Genomic DNA, 21,823 nt, shown 5'->3' on the forward strand with positions numbered 1-21,823 from the left:
CGCCATGAAGACTTCTGGACTACCTGAATCATGCCGATCAACTTGACGGAATTGCTGACCCCGATCAGCGACGCGTCGCCGTGTGGCGACGACCTGCTGTTTTCATCCGACTTCGACGCGATCCAGCACGCGCGCCGCTACGACGACCCGTCGCTCGATCAGGGCGAATGGATCACGGAGATCAAGGAGGCCGACTGGAGCTTCGTTGTCGAGCGATCGACCGAGCTGCTGCATACGCGGACGAAGGATTTGCGGCTTGCCGTGTGGCTCACCGAAGCGCTTGGGATCGAAGACGGCGTAAAGGGATTGACGCAGGGTTATGCGCTGCTCGAAGGGCTGTTCCACGGCTTCTGGGAAAACGTGCACCCGCTTTCGGAGGGCGACGACGCCGAATATCGGCTCGGCAATATAGCCTGGCTCGCGGGACGTACCGCAGAGTTGTTGCGCGCGGTGCCGTTGACCGAGGGCGCTTCGAACGCGTTCAGCATGGTGGACTGGGACGTCGCGCAACACGTGGCGCAGGCTGTGCGACGCAATCCCGAGCATGCGGACGATATTACGCGCGGCAAGCCTTCGGTCGAGCAGATCGAAGCGTCGAAGCGGATGACCCCGGTGGCGTTCTATGCGGCACTGCTGGCCGATCTGAAGGCGTTTGACGCGGCGCTTGATGCGTTCGAAAAAGAACTCGAGCGGCGCGCGGGCGATGCGGCGCCGAGTCTTCGGCAAGCACACGATGCGTACGCGAGCGTGTATGGGCTGGCCGAGCGATTCGCGCGCGAGCAGGGATATAGCGACGCGCCGCCGAAGGCGCGGCCTGCGCCGGAGCCTGTGCCCGACAGGGTCGAACCTGGCTTCAAGACACCGCTTCATGGGGAGGAGATGCCCGTGCAGACAAGAATCGCTCCGCGTCCTGCGATGGTCGACGGAATTCAGAGCCGCGCCCAGGCGGTCGATCAGTTGCGTGCGGTCGCGAAGTATTTCCGGCAGACGGAGCCGCATAGTCCGGTTGCCTATCTCGCGGACAAGGCTGCGGAGTGGGCCGATATGCCGCTGCATCTCTGGCTCGCAAGTGTTGTGAAGGACGATGGGTCGCTGGCGCATTTGCGGGAGTTGCTGGGGGTGAAGCCGGAGTGATCGGCCTTGAGGGGGCGGATGGATAGATAGGCCCACTAAGCACAGGCGATAGACAGAACGACGGACAACACATGAACACGACCGAACTGGCTCAGGCGATTCGAGGCGGGCTGGTCCAGCAGGACCGGCTGCTCAAGACGGATATTCCGTCGCTGCCGAACCATGCGCTCGTGCCGCGCCGGGTGGTGACGAGTTCCGAACTGGGGCGCGATTTCAGCGTGACGCTCGACATGGTGTCCACCGCGGGCGGCATCGAACTGAAGACGCTGATTGCCCAGCCGATGACGCTGTGGATCCAGCGGGCGGACAAGTCGTACCTTCCCGTCAACGGCTACATTCACACTGCACGCCGGCTTGGCGCGGACGGCAGCCTGTCGAGCTACCAGCTGACTTTCGCCTCGTGGATGCACTTCCTGAAGTTCCGCAGCGACATGCGGTACTGGCAGGACAAGAGCGCGGACGCCATCATCACAGACGTCTTCAACACGCATCCGCAGGCCCAGGGGCAGTTCCAGTTCGTGCTGCGCAAGGCGCTGCCCCAGCGCTCCTATTGCCGTCAGAGCGAGACCGACTGGAATTTTGTGCAGCGGCTGATGGAGGAGGAAGGGCTGTTCGGTTTCTGGCGCTACAGTCAGGATGGCAAGTCGCATGCGTTGATCGTGACCGACGACATCTATTCGCTCGACAAGATGTCGCCGGAACGCGTCAATTTCTACCGCTCCGGTACGGGCAGCGAAACGGATGCGTTTACGCAGTGGTCGGGTTCGCGCACGTTACAAAGTACCGCGCATACGACGCGCACGTTCGACTACAAGGCGCCGTCGTCGTCGGCCAGTCCCAAGGGAACATCGTTGCCGACGAAGTCCGGCCAGGGCAATTTGCCGGAGCAGGCAGAGGTCTACGAATACACCGGCGCGTACACGTACCTGGACCAGAGTCGTGGCGAGCAGCTTTCGAAGGTTCATCTGGAGGAGTGGGAGTCTCGCGCCAAGCGATTCTTCGGAGTGGGTGGGGTTCGGGGTGTCGATGCGGGACGACGCTTCGAGCTGGCCGATCATCCGGAGCATGACCGCGATGCGGCCAGTCAGCGGGAGTTCGCGGCGATCAAGGTGCGCCGTTACATCGAGAACAACCTGCCGCAGTCGGGGCAGGAGGCGAGCTTTCCGCATAGTCTGCAGAACGAACTGGCGCAGGCAAGGGCCGGATATACAGGGGAGACCGTTACCCACGCGGACGGCTCAGCCGGCTTCTATCTGGTCGAAGTCGAAGCGCAGCGGGTGACGGTTCCGTACCGCAGCCCGTTCGAGCACAGGAAGCCGGAGATGCACCTGGAGACGGCCATTGTTGTGGGGCCGCAGGGTGAAGAGGTGTACACAGACGAACTGAACCGGGTGAAGGTCATGTTCGTCTGGGACCGGCAAAACCCGGGCGATGAAACCGCGTCGTGCTGGGTTCGCGTGGCGCAGTCGGATACGGGCGGCGGCTATGGCGGCGTGCACGTGCCGCGCGTGGGTGAAGAGGTCATCGTAGGCTATGTGGGCGGCGATTGCGACAGGCCTATCGTTTTGCATCGCGTCTATAACGGCGATGTCAAACCGCAGTGGCACAGCGACGGCATTCTGTCGGGGTTTCGGTCGAAGGAGTATTCGGGTTCCGGTTATAACCAGATGGTCATCGACGACGCCACCGGGCAGAACCGCATGCAGTTGATGAGCAGCACCGGAAACAGCATGCTGCATCTGGGATACCTGATCAACCAGAGCGGCAATACGCGCGGGTCATATCTCGGGTCCGGCTTCGATTTGAAGACGGATTCGTTTGGCGCGGTGAGCGCTGCGCAAGGGATGTATGTCACGACGCATCCGAAAGCGGCGAATAGTCAGCATCTCGATGTGTGTGAGGCGCAGCAGCAGCTTGTTGGTGCGGAAAGCACGATTGAGTCGATGTCGCAGGCGAGCCAGGCGCATCAGGCAGAAAGTCTCGACGCCGGTCACGATGCATTGAAGACTTTTACCGATGCGACGCAGAACAGTGTGCAGGGCTCGCAGTCGGTCGGCAGGACGGGGGGCGGCGGTACCGGCAGTGCGAATGCATTCAAGGAGCCGGTCATGCTGCTTGCGAGTCCGTCTGGTATTGCGCTGTCCACGCAGCAGTCGGTGCATATATCGAGCGCTCAGCAGACCAATCTTGTCAGTGGCCAGAGCACGTTCATTGCGAGCGGGAAGTCGCTGGTGGCGGGTGTCACGGAGAAGATCAGTCTTTTCGTGCAGAACGCGGGGATGAAGCTGTTTGCGGCGAAGGGGAAGGTGGAGGTGCAGGCGCAGTCGGACAACATTGAACTGACTGCGCAGAAGACGGTGAAGGTGCTGTCGGCGACGGAAAATATCGAAGCAGCAGCGAAGCAGGAAATTCTGCTGACGTCTGGGGGTGCGTATATCCGCATCAAGGATGGCAACATCGAGATTCATGCGCCGGGGAAGATTGATATCAAGGGGGCGCAGCATTCGTTTGCTGGGCCGGCCCAGATGAGCTACCCACTCGCAACGCTGCCGATACCAGTTGACGTACAGCGGTATAGCGATTTGCTCGATCTTTCTGGGCTTGATACCGTTTCCGAAGACTACGTACATACGTGGGCACACTCCGCTTATTACGTCGCGGACCAGCAAGGGACGGTTATAGCAAGTGGCGTAACCGATCGGTTTGGAGTAGGCGACCGATTTTTCACGCGAGAGCCACAGCAAGTAGACGTTTGGGTAGAAGGCGAAAATTGGCATGTCTCCGAGGAGGAGCGCTTGCCCGATAATCGGCAATTGCGAGACGAAACATGACTGATGAAAATGGCAGTTACGTCGTTCAACCCGGTGACACGTTGAGCGGGATAGCCCAGCAGAAGGGGGTTACGTGGCAAAACATAGCGCAAGCGAATAGTATTGAGGACCCCCGCACGTTACGCGTCGGACAGAAGCTCAAGATACCGGCGTCAAAAGCGGGCAAGGTGCATGCCCATGTGCTGGATGCTGATCATAATCCCCTCAGCAATGTCTCCTATAGCATCAAGAGCGCTGATCGTGAGGTGTCTGGCAAGACAGGAACGGGAGGACAAACAGACGATTATTTGCCATTGACTCAAGGTGAAGCAATCGAATTTTTTATTCAGAAGCTGAATGGGGAGTGGAAGAAAGTTCATGAAACGACGTCGTCCTCGATCGACAAGCTGGTTACACTCATCAGCCCACGTCTAAAGTTAAGTACGCAGACAACGCTCCACCCCCAAAATACGGATACTTCTGAGCATGGCGCGAAAACAGGTCCCAAAGCGGCGCCGTCAGGAACGCAGACTACCTCTAAGTTCGCACCTGATAAAGGTGTCAAGACCAAACAGGCGATGGACAGCGGCGGTGCGTCCGTTTTGAAGGTAACAAGCGATGATGCGTCTCTTGACGAATTTCTTGACAAGTACACAGGCGATCCTATCACTGAGGACGATTACAAAGCAGCTGCTAAATCGTTGAACTGTAAAGTCAATGCCGTGAAAGCAGTTCATGAAACGGAAGTTGGTGCAGGGAGCTTCACTGTTGTGGACGATCGTACCGTTCCGAAGATCCTCTATGAGCGACACTACTTCTATCGACTATCCGGCAAGAAATACTGGGACACAAATCCTGATCTTTCATATCCGGTGGGCTACTATCGATTGAAAAAAAAGTACTACAAGAAGACAGAGAAGTTGACCAAAACGGATGGTACGACCGCTGATGTCGACGTTTGGGTACGATACAGCGATAAGGACAAGGCGCATGCTGCAGGCGCTGAGACTGGCAAGCAACTCCTGGATGAAGGGGTGCTCGACGACGACCGTGATTTCTACAAGGATAGCTATCGTCGGCTAAGGAAAGCGTTCCGGCTTGATGCAACTGCTGCACTGGAATCATGTTCTTGGGGGGCCTTCCAAATTATGGGTTCTAACTATAAAACGCTCGGTTACGACTCAGTACAGGCAATGGTGAGAGCGCTTTCCAGATCCGAAAAGGCTCATCTCGAGGGATTTGTTAGTTTTGTCAAGGCAGATGCCGTATTGTTGAAAGCCATGCAGAAGGAAGAATTCACCACGTTCGCGTCGCGGTACAACGGCCCCTCGTATGCCGAAAATGACTACGATGGGAAAATGAAGCGCAATTTTGACGTGCTCGAGAAGGCGGACGCGAAGAGCGGCGCACAGGAAGGCAAATGAAGAATATCGGTATGAAGATAATCGGGACGGTGTTGATCATACTGTCGTCATTCAATGTCGCCAGATGTGAAGAGCTATCCGGGGTCTATGCACTCAGGTCAGTGGCAGGAACGCAACTCGACTACAGAAAGGTTTTTCTATCCTTCGATGGTGACCAGGTTTCCGGATTTTTCGACAATCCATTCACTCAGCCTGCGTCCAACGACTCCGATGCAAATCCTACCTGTCGTTTTTTTCTCACTGGCAGGCTGTCGTCTGCTGGTGAGGTGAAACTCGATACCTGGTATCCCTCTCAACCCGGCAAACCTGATGAGACTGGCGCTCCCATCGTCTTGAAGAGAGGAGATGATGGCAAATGGACTGTTGGTTTGTCAGGCTCGCTACCGAATTGCGACGTTCCTACAATCGAGACGGGTGATTTTTTGAAACTCGAAGCGTCACATACGTGGCGATCGATCAACTACGTCACTGTCGTGAAGAGCGTTCTCTATTCTGCACCTACAGATAGCAGCAAGACGAGGGCTTATCTCGTTCGGTTTGATCCCGTAGGCATGCTTGATACGCATTCCAATTGGTCAAAAATAGACTACTTCGGCAAAGACGGAGACCTGGTACGGTGGGTCAAATCGTCCGATCTTTCCGCGCCGATGAAACAGTAGCTTTGGGGGGCTTCGAGATATCCGGAACCGTAGCTGCCGGTTGAGGTATTCTCACGACCCCATCCTGAGTCTGTCCGGCATGCCTTTCGATGGGCCTTTGAGGTAGAGCGAACTATGCAGCGTTATTTAATACTCAACGGCGACAAGACCACCGCGAACGGAACGGTAGTCGCCAAACCCACGACGATCCAGTTGGAAAGTCGTGATGTCGCTCACGAGGGCGATGAAGTGCAATGCCCTGCATGTAATACGACCGGCAAAATCAAATGCGATGGTCCGCGTCAGGTAATGACCGCACCCGACGGCCGGCATGCGGCATTGAACGACGATCTTTGCATCTGTAAGTGTGACCCGCCGCCGAAGCTGGTGGCGTCGCAACAGTCGATGTCGGTTGACGCGTAATCGTCGCATTGCATGACGAGCCGACCAGATGCGGTATACGTCGAGGGTTGATGCTCGACGGTTCAGGTAGGGCCACTAAGGGCCGCCGAAAAAAGGACGACGATTGGTATGGGCCGCAACATTCGGGTTCGATCTCGTTGGGCGACTGTCCGGCGTTGGCGACGATGCGGGCCAACGGGACACTGAGCGAGACCGAGGAGATCCCATAGCTTCAGTTGACGACAACCAATAATGCAGTTATGACCGGATTCACACAATAAGGGGGCATCGCGACCAATGCCGGAAACTCGAATGACAATGAAAGCAAGAATCCTGTGTCTTTTGGCTTCGTTGACCGCGACGGCCGCCCTGTCGTCAAGTGCGCACGCGCAGCACAGCACCACGATGACCGCAACGGAAAAGCAATTTGCGGCTATGATCACGCTCTCCGAAGCCAGCAAGACTGCATCTGGAAAGAGGGCCTTCGTCTATCGCGTGGTATTGAACTCCAAGACTTGCCACTCGGTTTTTTCGGGTACCGCCGCCTTTTTTCCAGTACCGACGACTCTGGCGACGATTCAGCCTATTTGCCAAACGGATATACGGTACAAATCAATACCTTCAAGGACAGCACCGCCGGCGGTAATGTAGAAATGTTCGTCGACATAGAATCCAGGCCGCCTCGCTATGTCTATTTTTCAGTGACTGGTGCCGCCGTGGTCGCTGGAGGCTGCGTGCCTGCAAAAGGGGTTGGAATTGGCTTCTATTCTCCCGAAGCTTACAGGGCACAACATGAAAGCGATTGATTTTATTCGTTTCGGTAGGACAGCGTCATCGATCTTGGTTATGAGACTTAGTCGTCGAAAGTAGCAGATCGGCACGATTCCAGCTTTCACCACCATGCAGTTGCAGAAACATAAACCGGGCAGCCGCTCTTCATTCCCGCCAATCGCATTCGCCGCCATCCTGCTCACCATGCAAGGCGCGGCCCATGCTGATTGCATCGACGACGCGGCCGCATTCCAGCACATCAACGTCAACCTGATGCGCGGCATCGCACAGGTCGAATCGGGGATGAAACCGGACCGTATCAACACGAACAGCAACGGCACCACCGACATCGGCCTCATGCAGATCAACAGCTCGTGGCTGCCCGTGCTGGCACGCGAGGGCATCAGCGAGCAGAGCCTCTTCGATCCCTGCACGAACGCCTATGTCGGTGCGTGGATCCTTTCGGAGAATATCCGCCAGTTCGGCCCCACCTGGAATGCGGTCGGCGCATACAATGCGGCATCGCCGGACAAGCGCCTCGCCTATGCGCGCAAGGTCTATGATGCGGTTCAATCCATCTCCGGCTCGTCGGACTCGTCCATGCCTATCCTCCCGCCTTCGTTCACACCGCCGCAGGCGTACAACCCGTTCGCGAGCCTCGAGGTCAATTCCGTCCAGATCACGCGCAGCGGTGCGAGCAGCGGCATGCCGCCGGGCATTCCCGCGCCGGGCGGCGCATCGGGTTCCGCCGTCGCTTCTTCGGCCACGTACAACTTCGGCTGGACCGTCACGGGTGCGGATCAGGCGAAGCCCATCCAGGTTTTCGACGACGGTTCGAAGGTGTTCGTGCAGTTCACGGACATGAAGCATGTCCCCGCGATCTTCGGCGAGACGCCAACGGGTGCGCGCGTGCTGCTGCGCTGGGATCTGCAGTTTCCGTATGCCGTGATCGCGCGGCCCGAAAAGACGCTGGTGTTTCAGATGGGGACGTTCGAGGCGCGGGCGCAGCGCACGCCGGGCAGCGTCGCGCAGGGGAGTGGGCAATCGGGCGGCGCGCCGGCAAGCGGCCCGACGGCTAACAACGTAACGGCGAACGCAACGGCGGCGACGCCAGCGAACACCGCAAGCCCGGTAGCCGTGTCGAAGGAGCGCGTATCGTCGTCGACCGACGCGCTCTGGTACGCGACCCAGTCGGCATCGAAGTCGGCCCCGCCAGCGCCGCAGGCAGCACCGGCGGCCGCAACATCTGTTCAGCCGGTTGCGTTGCCGCCGGCACAGGAAAAGGCAGCGACGAAATCCAATCCGGGCACCGACGCGCTCTGGTACATCACGAAATAGCCGTACAGCGGGCCCTTAACGGAGCCCGCCATCGTTCTCGCTACAAGGGCCGGCGGCACTACTGCTGCGCCTGCCTCTGCGCGGTCGGGCACGCCGGGTCGGTGCCCCAGTGGCCATCGCACACGCGCCAGCGGCAAAGCTGGTCCTCGAAGAATCCGCGCGTCGAGCAATCCTTCACGCGTGCGGCAAGCGTTGCGTTGCTTCCAGCCTTCGCGGAAACGGGCATCTCATCCGATTTCTTCGATTCGCCTGGCCGGGTGCGCGAAACGAGCGCCTCGATCAGATCCGCATCCGAATCGTCGTTCGTGCCCGCCTGCCGCGTCGCTGCGCCATGACGCTTGTGCGCCTGGGCGAGTTCGGTCTGCTGCGTGCGATGTTTGCGGGCCGCTTCGGCTTGTGTCTGCGCTTTGCCGGAGGTGGGGGCGGGCTGGGTTGCTACCTTCGCCGCATCGGCCTTTGCGTTCGCCACAGCCGGTGCCGAAGCCCCTTCGTCGACCGCGCCGTTAGCCAGCGCGCGTGACAAGCGGTCCGCGTCCGCTGCCGGTGCACTGGCAGCCTTCGCGGCGCTCTCGTCGTTGACGATCGTTGCCGCTTGCGGCGCGGGGACGGCCGAGCTCGCGCTCTGCGCCACGACGCTGCTCGCGCTTTGCGGCGCCGGCGCGGCAGCGGCCACGACCGTTGGGTGTTCGCCCGCTTTCTGCCAATGCCAGGCACCCCAGCCGCCAACGGCAACCACGGCGAGCGCGATCGCGGCCGCAAGCGGGGCCTTCGAACGGCGCGGCGCTTCGGCGGCAGGCGCTACGCGTCCTTCGAGATTGGCGAGAATCCGCGCGGACTGCGTGTTGCCAGCCGATTGCTGAGCCTCCGACAACAGGCTCGGCGGAGTTTTCGAATTGGAGTTTTCCGGAGCACTCATTCAGCTCTCATTGAATCCTGCTTATTGAATCCTGGTTAATTTCGCCGCGATAATGAAGGCCGGCCTCCGAGCAGGCCTGATTCTAAGAGCAAGCAATGCAAAACACAATCGCTTCCATATACCGGGGTTTTCTTTGATCGCCTTTGCACTCGTCGCCTATTTCATCCTTGCCGTCATGGCAGCGGCAATGCTGTTGTTACCCGGTGTGCGTGCAACGGTTCTGGAATCCGCTGCCCAATTACATGGGCGTTTTATGCGCCGTGCATCCGAGCATGCCATTCGAACGCGCGGCGAGATTGTTAAATCGGCAACTATTTCCAGAAACGCGCTTGAAGACGTGCAAAATATACTGGTCAAAAGGCGCTTGCTGATTAGCGCCTCCGCGGGTATTCTTGCGACGCCTCCATTGATCGCGATTGCATTGCGCGGCAGGCAATTATTTCAATACGACGACACGGCTCGTGTACCGGACGAGAAAATCGCCGCGTTATTGCAAGGCGAGCAGCTCGTGCCGCCTGCGCCGTTGCCGCCGGAAGTCTTTACCACCCGGGAAGTCGAGCAGATTCGGCCCGAACTGAAGGACGCGAGCCGCGACTGGAATCTGCTCGACGCGGACTTCCGCACGCGTCTCTTGCTCGTCTACAAGATCATGCACGACCAATACGGCTATGACATGGCGCTGCTGGAAGGGTATCGGAGCCCGGAACGGCAAAGCCGCCTTGCGCAACTGGGCGGCAACGTCACCAATGCGGGGGCGTTCCAGAGCTATCACCAGTACGGGCTGGCGGCCGACAACGCCTTTCTGCGCGACGGCAAGCTCGTCATCAGCGAAAAAGACCCTTGGGCGATGCGGGGCTATCAGCTTTACGGGCAGGTTGCCGAGCAGGTCGGGCTGACCTGGGGCGGCCGCTGGAAGATGATGGATCTCGGCCACGTCGAATATCACAAGCCCGGCTTCACATTGGGGGGCAGCGCAAGCCAGACGGCCGAACCGTGAATAACGCCCCGATCGATGCCGGTCTCTCCCTGTCCGCTCGAATTCCCGACGACCCGGCGCGCCATAGCGCTCGCCGCCCGACGCGCGCGCGTCGTCCTATCGAATCGCACCGGAACCTGAACGCCCTATGCAACGCCTCTTCAACGTGCTGACCCAACCGCGCACGCTTTCGATCATCGGGATCGTTGCGCTTGCAGCGATCCTTTTCGTCGCGGCCGACGCGCTGCAGATCCCGTTCATCTGGCCCGCGCTGGCGCTGGCCGCGATCGTCGTGCTGTGGCTCGCCGTCACGCTATGGCGGCGCGCGCGCGTGAAGCGCGCGAACCGCAAGCTGGGCGAGGTGCTGGAGGAGCAGGCGGAGACCGGCAAGGTCGCGCCCGCCGCGGTGTCGCAGGGCTCGACGAAGTCCGCCGATCTGGACCAGCTCCGCTCCCGGCTCACCGAGGCGGTGAAGACCATCAAGACCTCGAAGATCGGTCAGGTCTCCGGCGGTTCCGCGCTGTACGAGCTGCCGTGGTACATCGTGATCGGCAACCCGGCCGCCGGCAAGAGCAGCGCGGTGCTGAACTCGGGCCTGCAGTTTCCGTTCGCCGACAAGAACAGCGCGGTCGTGCACGGCATCGGCGGCACGCGTAACTGCGACTGGTTCTTCACGACCGAAGGGATTCTGCTCGATACGGCCGGCCGCTATTCGGTGCACGAGGAGGACCGCTCCGAATGGCTCGGTTTTCTTGGCCTCCTGAAGCGCCATCGTCCCAAGGCGCCGATCAACGGCATCGTCGTGATCGCGAGCATCGCGGAACTTACGGGCAGCAAGCCCGAGGTCGCGATCAACCTCGCGAAAAACCTGCGCCAGCGCGTGCAGGAACTCACCGAGAAGCTCGAAGTGTTCGCGCCCGTCTACGTGGTGTTCACGAAGGCCGACCTCATTACCGGTTTCACCGAGTTCTTCAGCGGCAGCGACCAGCGCGAATACGATCGCGTCTGGGGCGCGACCTTGCCGTATGAGCCCGACGAGAAGCGCGATGTCGTCGCATTGTTCGACGAGCGCTTCGAGGAACTTTACGAGGGGCTGAAGGAGATCAGCGTCGCGCAGTTGTCGCTGTCGCGCGGCGACCAGCTTTCTCCGGGGCAGCTCAGTTTCCCGCTCGAATTCTCGACGATCAAGCCCGCGTTGCGCGCGTTCCTCGCGACGCTGTTCGAGAACAACCCGTTCCAGTACAAGCCGGTATTCCGCGGCTTCTATTTCACGAGCGCGCTGCAGGAAGGCGAGACCAACAGTGCGGCGGCCGAGCGCATTGCGCACCGTTTCGGCCTGAATGCGGAGTCGCTGCCGAAGCCCGCCACGACGTTCTCGAAGAACGGTTTCTTCCTGCGCGATCTGTTCTCGAAGGTGATTTTCGCGGACCGGCAGACCGTGCGCCAGTTCGCAAGCCCCACGAAAACGCGCTTTCGTTACGCCACGTTCTTCGGCTTCGTCGCCGTGCTGGCGCTCGCGCTCGGCGGCTGGACGTGGTCGACGATCAGCAACGAGCAGCTCGTTTCGAATGTGCAGGCCGACCTCGACAACATCACGCGGCTCGAGCAGAACCGCACCGATCTGCAGTCGCGTCTGCAGGCGATGGACATACTCGAAGACCGTATCGAGCAGCTCGAACAGTTCCGTCACGACAAGCCGCTCTCCGTCTCGCTCGGGCTCTACCAGGGCGACCGGCTCGAAGCGCATCTGCTGACCGAGTACTACAACGGCGTGCGGCAGATCATGCTGGACCCGGTGGCGAACAACCTCGTGGCGTTCCTCCAGGAAGTCAACGAGCACCCGGACCAGCTCTCACCGATGACGCATGCGCCGGAATCCGGCGCGGTGCAGGTCTCGATGGCCTCCGCGCCGGGGGCCACGGACGCATCGCAGCAGGGCGGGCTCTATCGCGACGCGTCGCCGACCAACGTCGAAGACGCGTACAACGCGCTGAAGACCTACCTGATGCTCTCGGACAAGCGTCACGTCGAGCAGGCGCACCTGACCGACCAGATCGCGCGCTTCTGGCGCGGCTGGCTGGAGACGAATCGCGGCAACATGCCTCGCGACGAGATGATCCGCAGTGCAGAACGAATGATCACGTTCTACCTTTCGCGCGTGAACGATAACGACTGGCCGATGATCGACGCGAACCTCGCGCTCGTCGACCAGACGCGCGAGAACCTGCGCCACGTCGTGCGCGGCATGCCGGCACGCCAGCGCGTGTATGAAGAGATCAAGGCGCGCGCGTCGACGCGCTTCGCGCCGATGACGGTGGCGCGCATCGTCGGCGACGGCAATGCGAGCCTGATCGGCGGAAGCTACGCGATTCCGGGCACGTTCACGCGCGACGCGTGGTTCCAGTACGTGCAGCCCGCCATCCGCGAAGCGGCGACGAAGGAGCTGCAGGCGAAGGACTGGGTGCTGAACACGGCCACGCAGGACGACCTGACGCTCGAAGGCAGCCCCGAGCAGATCCAGAAGGCGCTCGTCGGCATGTACAAGACCGAGTACGCGCAGCATTGGCAGAAGTTCATGCAGGGGATCACCGTGCAGGGCTTCACGAGTTTCGGTCAGGCTGTGGACGGCATGAACCGCCTGGGCGATCCGCAGGATTCGCCGATCCGCAAGGTGCTCCAGACCGCCTACGACCAGACCTCGTGGGATAACCCCTCGCTCGCGGCCGCAACGCTCAAGAAGGCGCAGTCGGGCATCGTGAACTGGGTCAAGGGGTTGTTCTCGCATACGCAGGACACCCAGGCAGCGAATATCGACATCAACGGCAATCCGGCGCCCGATACGCCGATGGGGCCGATCGGCCAGCAGTTCGTCGGCCTCGCGCGGATCGTCTCGAAGCAGGACGGCACGTCGATGCTCAACGGCTACATGGATTCGCTCTCGAAGGTCCGCACGCGCTTCAACACGATCAAGAACCAGGGCGACCCGGGCCCCGGCGCGCGCCAGCTCATGCAGCAGACGCTCGACGGCAACGGCTCGGAACTGGCCGATTCGCTGAAGTTCGTCGACGAGCAGATGCTGACGGGTCTCACCGACGCGCAGCGCAGCGGGCTGCGTCCGTTGCTCGTGCGGCCGCTGATGCAGGCGTTCGCGGTTGTGATCCAGCCGGCGAGCGTCGAGGTGAACAAGGTGTGGAACGCGCAGGTGTACCAACCATTCCAGGCGTCGCTGGCGAACAAGTATCCGTTCGCGCCGAACGCGAAGGTCGAGGCCGGCGCAAGCGAGATCGCGCAGACGTTCGGTCCGGACGGCTCGATCGCGAAGTTCGTCGGCACGACGCTCGGGCCGCTCGCGGTGCGCCGCGGCGACACGCTTTCCGCCCGCACGTGGGGCGATATGGGTCTCGCGCTGACGCCGGACTTCACGGGCGGCTTTGGCCACTGGATCGCGCCTTTGTCGGGCGGTGCGGCGGCGGGAGGCGCGAGCGGCGGTGCGTCCGAGCCGCAGACGGTGTTCCAGATCCTGCCGCAGCCTAGCCCCGGCACGACCGAGTACACGATCGCGATCGACGGCCAGCAACTGCGCTACCGCAATACGCCGCCGCAGTGGACCAACTTCGTCTGGCCGAACCCGCAGGGCGCGCCGGGGGCGACGCTTTCCGCGACGACGTTCGACGGCCGCACGATCCAGCTCGTCAACGAGCCGGGCCGCTACGGTCTCGAGAAGCTGATCGATTCGGCGCAGCGCAAGCGGCGCCCGGACGGCACGTTCGACCTGGTGTGGACGCAGGGCAGCGTGAGCGTGGCCGTGACGATGCGCATCGTCAGCACGTCCCAGCCGACGAGCGGCACCGCCAACGCGCCGCAGCAGCAAGGCCTGCTCGGCATGACGCTGCCGTCGTCGATCGCGGACGTGAGCGCGGCCGCGGCAGGAAGCACGACGGCCGCCGCCCAGCCAGGCTCGGCCGCTGCCGTCGCCGCCGCCGTTTCCGATCCGGCGGCCGCCAACGCAACGAACGCACAGGGGGCGCAATGACGCAAACGGTACAGGTGCAAATCGCCTATTTCGGCAAGATTCCGTCGCGCGGCGACTTCGTCAAAAGCCTGCACAATCCGCAGCTGCTGCAAACGCTCGACCGCTGGATCGCCCAGGCGCTCGAACTGCTGGCCGAAGACCCGCGCTGGAAGATCGTCTACGAAAGCGCGCAGCCCATGCACTTCGCGTTCCTCGGCCCGCGCAGCCGGCTCGCGATTGCGGGTCATATGGTGGCGAGCCACGACCAGTCGAAGCGGCGCTTTCCGTTCGTCGCCGCGACCGCGCTGGAGGTCGAGTCGCCGCTCGCCTTCCTCGCGCGCAGCCCGCTCGCGTTCGCGCGGCTGTGGGCGCGCGTGGCCGCGCAGATGCCGCCGCTCCTCGGCGAGACCGAGCCGCCCGGCGCGCTGCAGGCGCTAGGCGAGACACAGGCGCCGATCGACATCGGCGGCCCAGGCAATTCGCACGACGGCACGTTTGCCGATTTCGTCGAGCACCAGACGCTGTTCGGCCTGGAGCAAATGCTGCTCGCGAGCGGTCATCCCGTGCGGCTCAAGGGGGCGATGCTCGCGCTCGGGTCGCTGCTGCGCCCGGTGATGCAGAGCGGCTCGTCGCACATCGAGCGCGGTCTCACGCTGCCGCTGCCGGTCGATCCGTTCTACCGCAGCCTCGTCGCCGCATTCTGGCTCGAGCTGATCGCGCCGTTCGTGTCGCAGGCCGACTTCGAGATTGCGATCTTCATCGGCTCGATTGCCGAGCGCGAGCGGCTCGTCATCGGCTTCAACGGCGCTTCCGCGAAGACGCTGCTGAGCGTCGTCGACCCGCAAACCTACGCCGCCCACAACATCGACATCGACGATCCGGAGTGGATCGACGCCCATGCGCAAAACGATCATCGGACCAGCAAGCTCATCAGCTACCTCGATCAACCGCAACTGTCGCTGCGCGTCGCGATCGACGCGTTCCGCGAAGCGTTCATCGGAGGCTGAGGCAATGCGCGATTCGAATTACGTGCGCCGTGCCATGGCGGCGGCGCTTTTCGCCGCCAGCGTCGTGGCGTGCGGCGCGAGCTTGGCCGACGAGGGCGGGCCGGCCACCGTCACGCCGGTCACCAATGGCAGTGCGTCGGTGCAGGTGACGGCACTGCCGCCCTCGACCGGGGCATCGGTTGGCGCCGCGGCAGGACCGGGCGTGGCGCGTGCCGCGGCGACGGATGTTCCGGCGCCCGCGAATGCGGCGCCCGGGCAGGTCGTCGTGGGCGGCAAGGTGCCGGACGAGGCGACCAAGGCCGCCGTGCTGCAAAAGCTGCGCGATACGTACGGCGCGATGAACGTTGTCGACCAGATCGAAGTGGGCGACGTCGCGACGCCGCCGAACTGGAGCGCGAACGTGCAGAAACTGATCGGGCCGTCGCTGAAGCAGATCAGCAAAGGACAACTGAAGATTGACGGCACGCAGATCGAGATGAAGGGCGAGGTGGGCAACGAAGCGCAGCGTCAGCAGATCGCGAGCGACATGGCCACTGCGCTCAATCCCACCTACACGATCCGCAACGGCTTGCGCGTGTCCGCATCCGAGCAGGGGCTGCTCGACCAGACCCTGGCGAACCGGACGATCGAGTTCGAAACCGGCAGCGCTACGCTCGCGCCGGAAGGCAGGCAGATCCTCGACCAGATGGCAGCCGCGCTCGCCAGGATGCCGACTCGCACCGTCGACATCATCGGCCATACCGACAATTCGGGCAGCCGGGCGTCGAATATCGCGCTGAGCCAGGCGCGCGCCGATGCGGTGAAGGGATATCTCGTCACCAAGGGGATTTCGCCGCAGCAGATGACGACCACGGGCGTCGGGCCGGATCAGCCGATTGCGTCGAACGATACGAACGACGGCAGGGCGAAGAACCGGCGGATCGAGTTCCGGGTGGGGCAATGAGGGAAGCGGCGCGCGTGGACTGACAACAGCGCGCCTCGCCGGACATTCGGCAAGCCATGGCCCGCCGCAAGGCGGAACCATGGCTTTTTCATACCCGCTGCGCTCAGCCTCCCAGCGCCGGATCGCTATAGCTCGGCCGTCCCGTTTCCACGTGCCCGCCCAGGCGCCGCACGAAGGTCGCGTCGGTACTGACCGTGATCGTCAGGTCATACCAGCCGTATGCGTTGCGCAGGTCGAGATAGAGGAGTTCCTCGTCGCCGCCGCGCACCGTGCGCTGGATCTTCGACGACGGATCGTAGGCGTTGACGATCGTGAACTCGCACGCCGCGCGGCCCTTGTTTTCGAGCCGCAACTCCAGATTGCCGTTTGCCACGTCGTAGCCGTCGGCCACTTCGGGCTGCGCCGTCGCGCTGCCGAAGAATCCGCTGCTTTGCGGCTGCGTGCCCGCATAGCGGCGCAAAAATCCGTTCGGCCCGAACACGCCGAAGTCGTACGTGCCCGCGGCGGCAACCGTCAACCGATCCTCCAGGCGCTTGCCGGCTTCCACCGTGTAGCTGAGCGGGGCGACCGTGCTGCCGGTCTCGTACACGAGGAAGGCCGCGCCCGCGCGACCGGTGTTGATGAAGCGGATCCCGGCCTTGCCCGTCGCCGCGCCGGCTTCGAAGCGCACGAAGAACTCATAGGGCAACGCGCGGGCCGGGCGCACGCCAGGCTCTTGCGTCGGCACGCTGCCCACGGCGGGCGGCGTCGGCACGTAATCCGGGTGCCGGTTTTGATCCGGCGGCACGTAGCCGCTCGTGGAAGGCAGCGCGGGCAGGCTTTCGTTCGGCGTCAGGAAGTTGAACGCGGACAGCAGATCGCCGCAGATCGCGCGGCGCCACGGCGTGATGTTCGGCTCGGGCAGGCTGTGCTGCTCGCCGAAGCGCTTCTCGATGAAGCGGATCACCGAGGTGTGATCGAAAGTCTCCGAGCAGACCCAGCCGCCGCGCGACCATGGCGAAACCACGATCATGGGCACGCGCGGGCCGAGTCCGTAGGGGCCCGCCGGGTACTCGCTGTTGCCCGCGAAGATCTCGTTGGTGAGCGCGACAGTCGAAAGTCCGTTGGCGCTCGAAGCCGGGGCGAACGGCGCCGCGACGTGATCGAAGAAGCCGTCGTTCTCGTCGTAGTTGACGAGCAGCACGGTCTTGCTCCAGACCTCGGGGTTCGACGTGAGAACCTGCAGTACCTGGTCCACGTACCACGCGCCGTAGTTCGCCGGCCAGTTCGGGTGCTCGGAGTAGGCTTCGGGCGCGACGATCCACGAGACCTGCGGCAGCGTGTTGTTCTGCACGTCGGTCTTGAGGACATCGAAGTAAGTGCCGCCGTTTGCGACATTCGTGCCCGTGCGTGCGCGGTCATACAGCGGATTGCCGGGCTGCGCGTTGCGGTACTGGTTGAAGTAGAGCAGCGAGTTGTCGCCGTAGTTGCCGATGTACGCGTCTTCGGTCCAGCCCCACGAGCCCTGTGCGTTCAGACCCGTGCCCATGTCCTGGTAGATCTTCCACGAGATGCCCGCGCCCTGCAGCACTTCGGGGAACGTCGACCAGCCGTAGCCCAGCTCGGCGTTGTCGATCACCGGGCCGCCGCCGCTGCCGTCGTTGCCCACCCAGCCGGTCCACATGTAGTAGCGGTTCGGGTCGGTCGGCGCCATCGTCGAGCAATGGTAGGCGTCGCAGATCGTGAACGAGTCGGCAAGCTGATAGTGGAACGGGATGTCGTCGCGCGTGAGATACGCCATCGTCGTGGGGCCCTTGGCCGGCACCCACTGGTTGTAAAGGCCGCCGTTCCAGGCCTCGTGCGTGGTGGTCCAGTCGTGCGCCAGATCCTGAATGAACTGCAGGCCGAGGTTGGGCGCAGTCGGATGGAACGGCAGCACCTGGCCTACGCCGCCCACGCCCGGCTGGTTCCACACCGGCTGGCCGCCGGGCAGCGTGATGGCGCGCGTGTCGCCGAATCCGCGCACGCCGCGCAGCGTGCCGAAATAGTGGTCGAAGGAGCGGTTCTCCTGCATCAGGATGACGATGTGCTCGACATCGCGGATGCTGCGGGTGCTGTTGTTGGCGGGAATCGCGAGCGCGTTGCGGATGCCGGGTGGCAGCATCGTCAGTGCGGTGGCGGAGCCGGCGGTCATCGCGGCGGCACGCAGAAAGTCACGGCGGGTTCTCGAAGCCATTCGTTGTTCCAGTCATCATCGAGGTTGGGCAAACGCACACGGCGCGTGAGTCCTGCATGGAACGGCCCTGTGCGGACGGGTACTTCAGTCTGCGGTGTGAATCACGGGTGTAACGAGCGGATCGATCGCGGGGCCGCCGTCTGCGGGCGGCTTCGCGGGTGTTCTTACGGCGAGCGGCGGGAGCGCGACTTCCGTTGCGCTTCCCACGCTCCGTGCTGTTGTGCTGTCCGGCGTGATTGCCGTGGCGACCTGGGGTGTCGGCGTGCCCGCCAGTTCGCGGGCGGCGGATTGGGTCAGGGTCGCGCGGTCGTCGTCATGCCCGCTGCATGCGGCTATCGCGCAGAGGGCCAGCGCGCAGGCCGGCCAAAGCGCTTGCGCACGCAACGGCCCAGCCGTGAAAGCCTTTCGCAAACGTTTGCGCGGCAGCCTTCGCAACGCGGCGCATGCCCGCATGAATCCGGATGTCATCGATGCCCCCATGCAAAGCACGGTAATAATTGGTAAGGAACACCCAGGCACGCAGGAGGATAGCGGAGCTGCTTTTAAGATTTATGACGGGGGCGCGAATTCGCCCGCATCGCGCGCCACGCGACGAGCGCCGAGGCGAAGCCCGACGCCGCGCCCACCATCAGCGCCCAGCGCGGTCCGCAATGGTCCGCCACCCAACCGACGATCGGTGCGCCTATGGGCGTACCGCCCAGCGCGACGGCGAGGCGGATCGCCAGCACGCGGCCGCGCATGGCGGGCTCGGTGGAGAGCTGCATGAGGCTGTTGGTGGTGGTCGTGACGGTGAGCGCGGCGATGCCGATCAGCACGAGCGCGGCCCCGAACCAGCCGTAGGCGGGTGCGATCGCAGCGAGCGTGCAGCCGAGCCCGAAGAGCGCGGAGGCCATGAGCAGCGAATCGAAGCGCGGCTTGCTGCGGCGCGCGCCGATGAGTGCGCCGGTCACGGTGCCCACGGCCATCAGCGAGGACAGCAGGCCGTAGCCGCCGGCGTTGGCGTGAAAGACGCTTACGGCCATCGTGGAGATGAAGATCGGGAAGTTGAGGCCGAACGTGCCGATCAGCGCCAGCATGAAGAGGATCGACCGGAGATCGGGCCTCGCCCACACATAGCGGAATCCGGCCGTCATGCTGCCGCGTGCGGGATGGGCGCGCTCGCGCACGCGCAGGTCCTGCGTGCGCAGGCGCGTGAGCGAAACCAGCACGGCGGCGAACGAGAGGCCGTTGAGCACGAACGCCCAGCCCACGCCCACCGATGCGATAACGAGCCCCGCCACCGCCGGCCCGATCATGCGCGCGGCATTGAACGAGGTGGAGTTCAGCGCGACGGCATTGGAGAGGTCGCCGTCGCCGACCAGCTCCGAGACGAAGGTTTGCCGCACCGGCGAATCGAGCGCCGTCGTGCAGCCGAACAGGAACGCGAACGTGTAGACCTGCCAGAGCCGCACGACGCCTGCAACGGTGAGTACGCCGAGCAGGAGCGCGAGCGTGCCGAGCGTAGCTTGCGTGATCATCAGCAGCCGGCGTTGATTGAAATGGTCGGCGGCGTAGCCGGACCACGGCAACAGGAGGAGCTGCGGGCCGAACTGCAGCCCCATGACGATGCCCACGGCGGCGGCGCTGTGATGCGTGAGGCCCGTGAGGACGAGCCAGTCCTGCGCCGTGCGCTGCATCCAGGTGCCGACGTTGGAGACAAGCGCGCCCGCCGACCATACGCGGTAATTGAAGCTGCGCAGAGAACGGAACATGCCGTCGGGCGAAACGCTCATGCTTGCGCGAGCCGTTGCAGCAGATCGAGTGCGGCGGCCAGCTCGCGCTGCTCGTCGGCCGAGAGGCGAGCCTCGATTGCACGCGTGAGCCAGTCCTGGCGAGCGGCGCGGCCTTCGCGCAGCCACGCCGCGCAGGCATCGGTGAGCGACCAGAGGGTCTGGCGGCCGTCCTCGGGATCGGGGGCCGCGCTCAAGAGGCCCATGGCCTCCAGTTGCGCGATCACGGCCCCCATCGACTGGGGGCGCATGCCTTCCGCGCGCGCGAGGCTCGACACCGTGCCGGCGCCCTCGCGCTCGAGTCGCACGAGCACGGCCACCTGGGAGGGCGTGAATTCGCCGGGGCTCGCCTGCTCGCGCAGGCGGCGGCGAAGCTTGGCCATCAGGGCGCGAATCTCGCTCGCGAGCTGGGCCGGGAGTTCGGCCCTGGATGGAGCGTTTTGACGGGTCATGAACCCATTTTACGAGATATGAAGGTAAGCTTCAAAGTCGACCTTCATATCCGCGTGGACGTAGAAACTCGCGACAGTCTTCATGGCGCCGTCGCGCGACGGCGTTAAGATCGGCGCGACGGCAGGGCGACGCACGGCTTTACATGAATGGGAGACGCGATGCAGACCACCGTACTCACCGACTGGCAGCAGTTCATGGCACTCACGACGCAGCTCGACGGCTGGGCGTTTCGCGGCCAGCAGAGCGCGGCCTGGCAGCTGGAAAGCTCGCTTTCGCGCTATATGCGCGATTACGTGCAGGACCGCAGCCAGTGGCGCTCGCGCGAGGAGCGGGCGATCCGCGTGTTCCGGCGCAAGGCGCACAACTTTCTCGCGCATCCCGTGCTGCTCGCGGACGATCTGCGCTGCCTGGCACTGATGCAGCACCACGGCGCCCCCACGCGTCTGCTCGACTTCACGAAGAGCCCGTTCGTGGCCGCGTTTTTCGCGCTCGAACGCGCTACGGGCGATGCGGCCGTCTTCGCGCTGAACACGCCCGCGCTCTGGAACAACCGCGCGCTGCCGCTCGCCAATCCGGCGCTCACGCGCGACGTGATCGATCCGCGCGCGCACGACAATTTTCAGCAGTATTTCTTTTCGAACGCGAACGAGATCCTCTGGTCGGGCGAGCCCACGGAAATGGACGACCGGCTCGTTGCCCAGTCGGGCACCTTCGTCGTGCCGGGCGTCATCGACAAGTCGCTGCAGGCGATCCTGGACGGCTACGAGAGCGACGAGGAACTGCTGCACAAGATCGTGTTGCCCAAGGCCATGCGCATGGACGCGATGAAATGGCTCTACCGGATGAACATCACGAACGCTTCGCTCTTTCCCGGGCTGGACGGCCTCGCGCGTTCGATCGCCGTGGAGCTGGAGATCGTCTGGTCGGGGCTGATGTCGTCGTCCTGAGAATTGGGGGTTTGCGGCGTTTTCGGCGCGAAGCGTCCGGCTGTCGCTTGTCGATGACTCGTCGGGGA

Annotated in this window: 16 protein-coding genes; 12 read left to right on the top strand and 4 right to left on the bottom strand. The window is 63.0% G+C overall.

Annotation, left to right across the window (positions count from 1 at the left end; genetic code table 11):
* Nucleotides 1-30 precede the first annotated feature (30 nt).
* From tssA to BAC01S_RS24695, 7 genes are all read left to right on the top strand, one after another.
* Nucleotides 31-1,134, top strand: a complete 1,104-nt coding sequence (gene tssA / locus BAC01S_RS24680; RefSeq protein ID WP_027797168.1) for a type VI secretion system protein TssA — start codon at nt 31-33, stop codon at nt 1,132-1,134.
* A 71-nt stretch (nt 1,135-1,205) separates the two neighbouring features.
* Nucleotides 1,206-3,965 (top strand): type VI secretion system Vgr family protein, encoded by a 2,760-nt coding sequence (locus tag BAC01S_RS32495; RefSeq protein ID WP_084168842.1) that lies wholly within the window; start codon nt 1,206-1,208, stop codon nt 3,963-3,965.
* Entirely contained in the window at nt 3,962-5,368 is a 1,407-nt protein-coding gene (locus BAC01S_RS34085; RefSeq protein ID WP_084168844.1) for a LysM peptidoglycan-binding domain-containing protein, read from the top strand. The genes BAC01S_RS32495 and BAC01S_RS34085 overlap by 4 nt, the downstream gene beginning before the upstream one ends.
* Nucleotides 5,365-6,027, top strand: coding sequence for a hypothetical protein (locus tag BAC01S_RS34850; protein WP_156954535.1), 663 nt, complete (start codon nt 5,365-5,367; stop codon nt 6,025-6,027). Before BAC01S_RS34085 ends, BAC01S_RS34850 begins: the two co-directional genes overlap by 4 nt.
* A 114-nt stretch (nt 6,028-6,141) precedes the next feature.
* Entirely contained in the window at nt 6,142-6,429 is a 288-nt protein-coding gene (locus BAC01S_RS34090) for a PAAR domain-containing protein (RefSeq protein ID WP_084168846.1), read from the top strand.
* A 314-nt stretch (nt 6,430-6,743) separates the two neighbouring features.
* Nucleotides 6,744-7,214 (top strand): hypothetical protein, encoded by a 471-nt coding sequence (locus tag BAC01S_RS34095; RefSeq protein WP_245616671.1) that lies wholly within the window; start codon nt 6,744-6,746, stop codon nt 7,212-7,214.
* 94 nt (nt 7,215-7,308) lie between these two features.
* Nucleotides 7,309-8,517 (top strand): lytic transglycosylase domain-containing protein, encoded by a 1,209-nt coding sequence (locus BAC01S_RS24695; protein ID WP_027797169.1) that lies wholly within the window; start codon nt 7,309-7,311, stop codon nt 8,515-8,517.
* A gap of 58 nt (nt 8,518-8,575) precedes the next feature.
* Here BAC01S_RS24695 and BAC01S_RS24700 read toward each other — a convergent pair whose 3' ends face one another.
* A complete protein-coding gene (locus BAC01S_RS24700; RefSeq protein ID WP_027797170.1) occupies nt 8,576-9,433 on the bottom strand; it encodes a hypothetical protein in 858 nt (285 codons plus the stop codon).
* Nucleotides 9,434-9,566: 133 nt separating this feature from the next.
* Here BAC01S_RS24700 and BAC01S_RS24705 point away from each other — a divergent pair, with 133 nt between their 5' ends.
* The 4 genes from BAC01S_RS24705 (at nt 9,567) to BAC01S_RS24720 (ending at nt 16,371) form a co-directional block, all read left to right on the top strand.
* The gene (locus tag BAC01S_RS24705; protein ID WP_027797171.1) at nt 9,567-10,430 is read left to right on the top strand and encodes a M15 family metallopeptidase; all 864 of its coding nucleotides are present in this window, start codon (nt 9,567-9,569) and stop codon (nt 10,428-10,430) included.
* Nucleotides 10,431-10,557: 127 nt separating this feature from the next.
* Nucleotides 10,558-14,442, top strand: coding sequence for a type VI secretion system membrane subunit TssM (gene tssM, locus BAC01S_RS24710; RefSeq protein ID WP_027797172.1), 3,885 nt, complete (start codon nt 10,558-10,560; stop codon nt 14,440-14,442).
* On the top strand, nt 14,439-15,428 hold the full coding sequence (tagF, locus tag BAC01S_RS24715; RefSeq protein ID WP_027797173.1) for a type VI secretion system-associated protein TagF: 990 nt from the start codon (nt 14,439-14,441) through the stop codon (nt 15,426-15,428). Before tssM ends, tagF begins: the two co-directional genes overlap by 4 nt.
* A 4-nt stretch (nt 15,429-15,432) precedes the next feature.
* Nucleotides 15,433-16,371, top strand: coding sequence for an OmpA family protein (locus BAC01S_RS24720; protein ID WP_027797174.1), 939 nt, complete (start codon nt 15,433-15,435; stop codon nt 16,369-16,371).
* A 103-nt stretch (nt 16,372-16,474) separates the two neighbouring features.
* On the opposite strand, the gene BAC01S_RS24725 is transcribed toward BAC01S_RS24720, so the two are convergent.
* The 3 genes from BAC01S_RS24725 to BAC01S_RS24735 form a co-directional block, all read right to left on the bottom strand.
* A complete protein-coding gene (locus tag BAC01S_RS24725; RefSeq protein WP_027797175.1) occupies nt 16,475-18,586 on the bottom strand; it encodes a phosphocholine-specific phospholipase C in 2,112 nt (703 codons plus the stop codon).
* A 542-nt stretch (nt 18,587-19,128) separates the two neighbouring features.
* A complete protein-coding gene (locus BAC01S_RS24730) occupies nt 19,129-20,358 on the bottom strand; it encodes an MFS transporter (RefSeq protein WP_027797176.1) in 1,230 nt (409 codons plus the stop codon).
* Complete coding sequence (locus tag BAC01S_RS24735) at nt 20,355-20,807, bottom strand: MarR family winged helix-turn-helix transcriptional regulator (protein ID WP_027797177.1); 453 nt, start codon at nt 20,805-20,807, stop codon at nt 20,355-20,357. The genes BAC01S_RS24730 and BAC01S_RS24735 overlap by 4 nt, the downstream gene beginning before the upstream one ends.
* A 159-nt stretch (nt 20,808-20,966) precedes the next feature.
* Here BAC01S_RS24735 and BAC01S_RS24740 point away from each other — a divergent pair, with 159 nt between their 5' ends.
* Nucleotides 20,967-21,755, top strand: a complete 789-nt coding sequence (locus tag BAC01S_RS24740; RefSeq protein WP_027797178.1) for an FRG domain-containing protein — start codon at nt 20,967-20,969, stop codon at nt 21,753-21,755.
* The last annotated feature ends 68 nt before the right edge of the window (nt 21,756-21,823 follow it).

Origin of the sequence: Paraburkholderia acidipaludis NBRC 101816 (assembly GCF_000684975.1) — a bacterium.
GTDB classification, from domain to species: Bacteria; Pseudomonadota; Gammaproteobacteria; order Burkholderiales; family Burkholderiaceae; genus Paraburkholderia; species Paraburkholderia acidipaludis.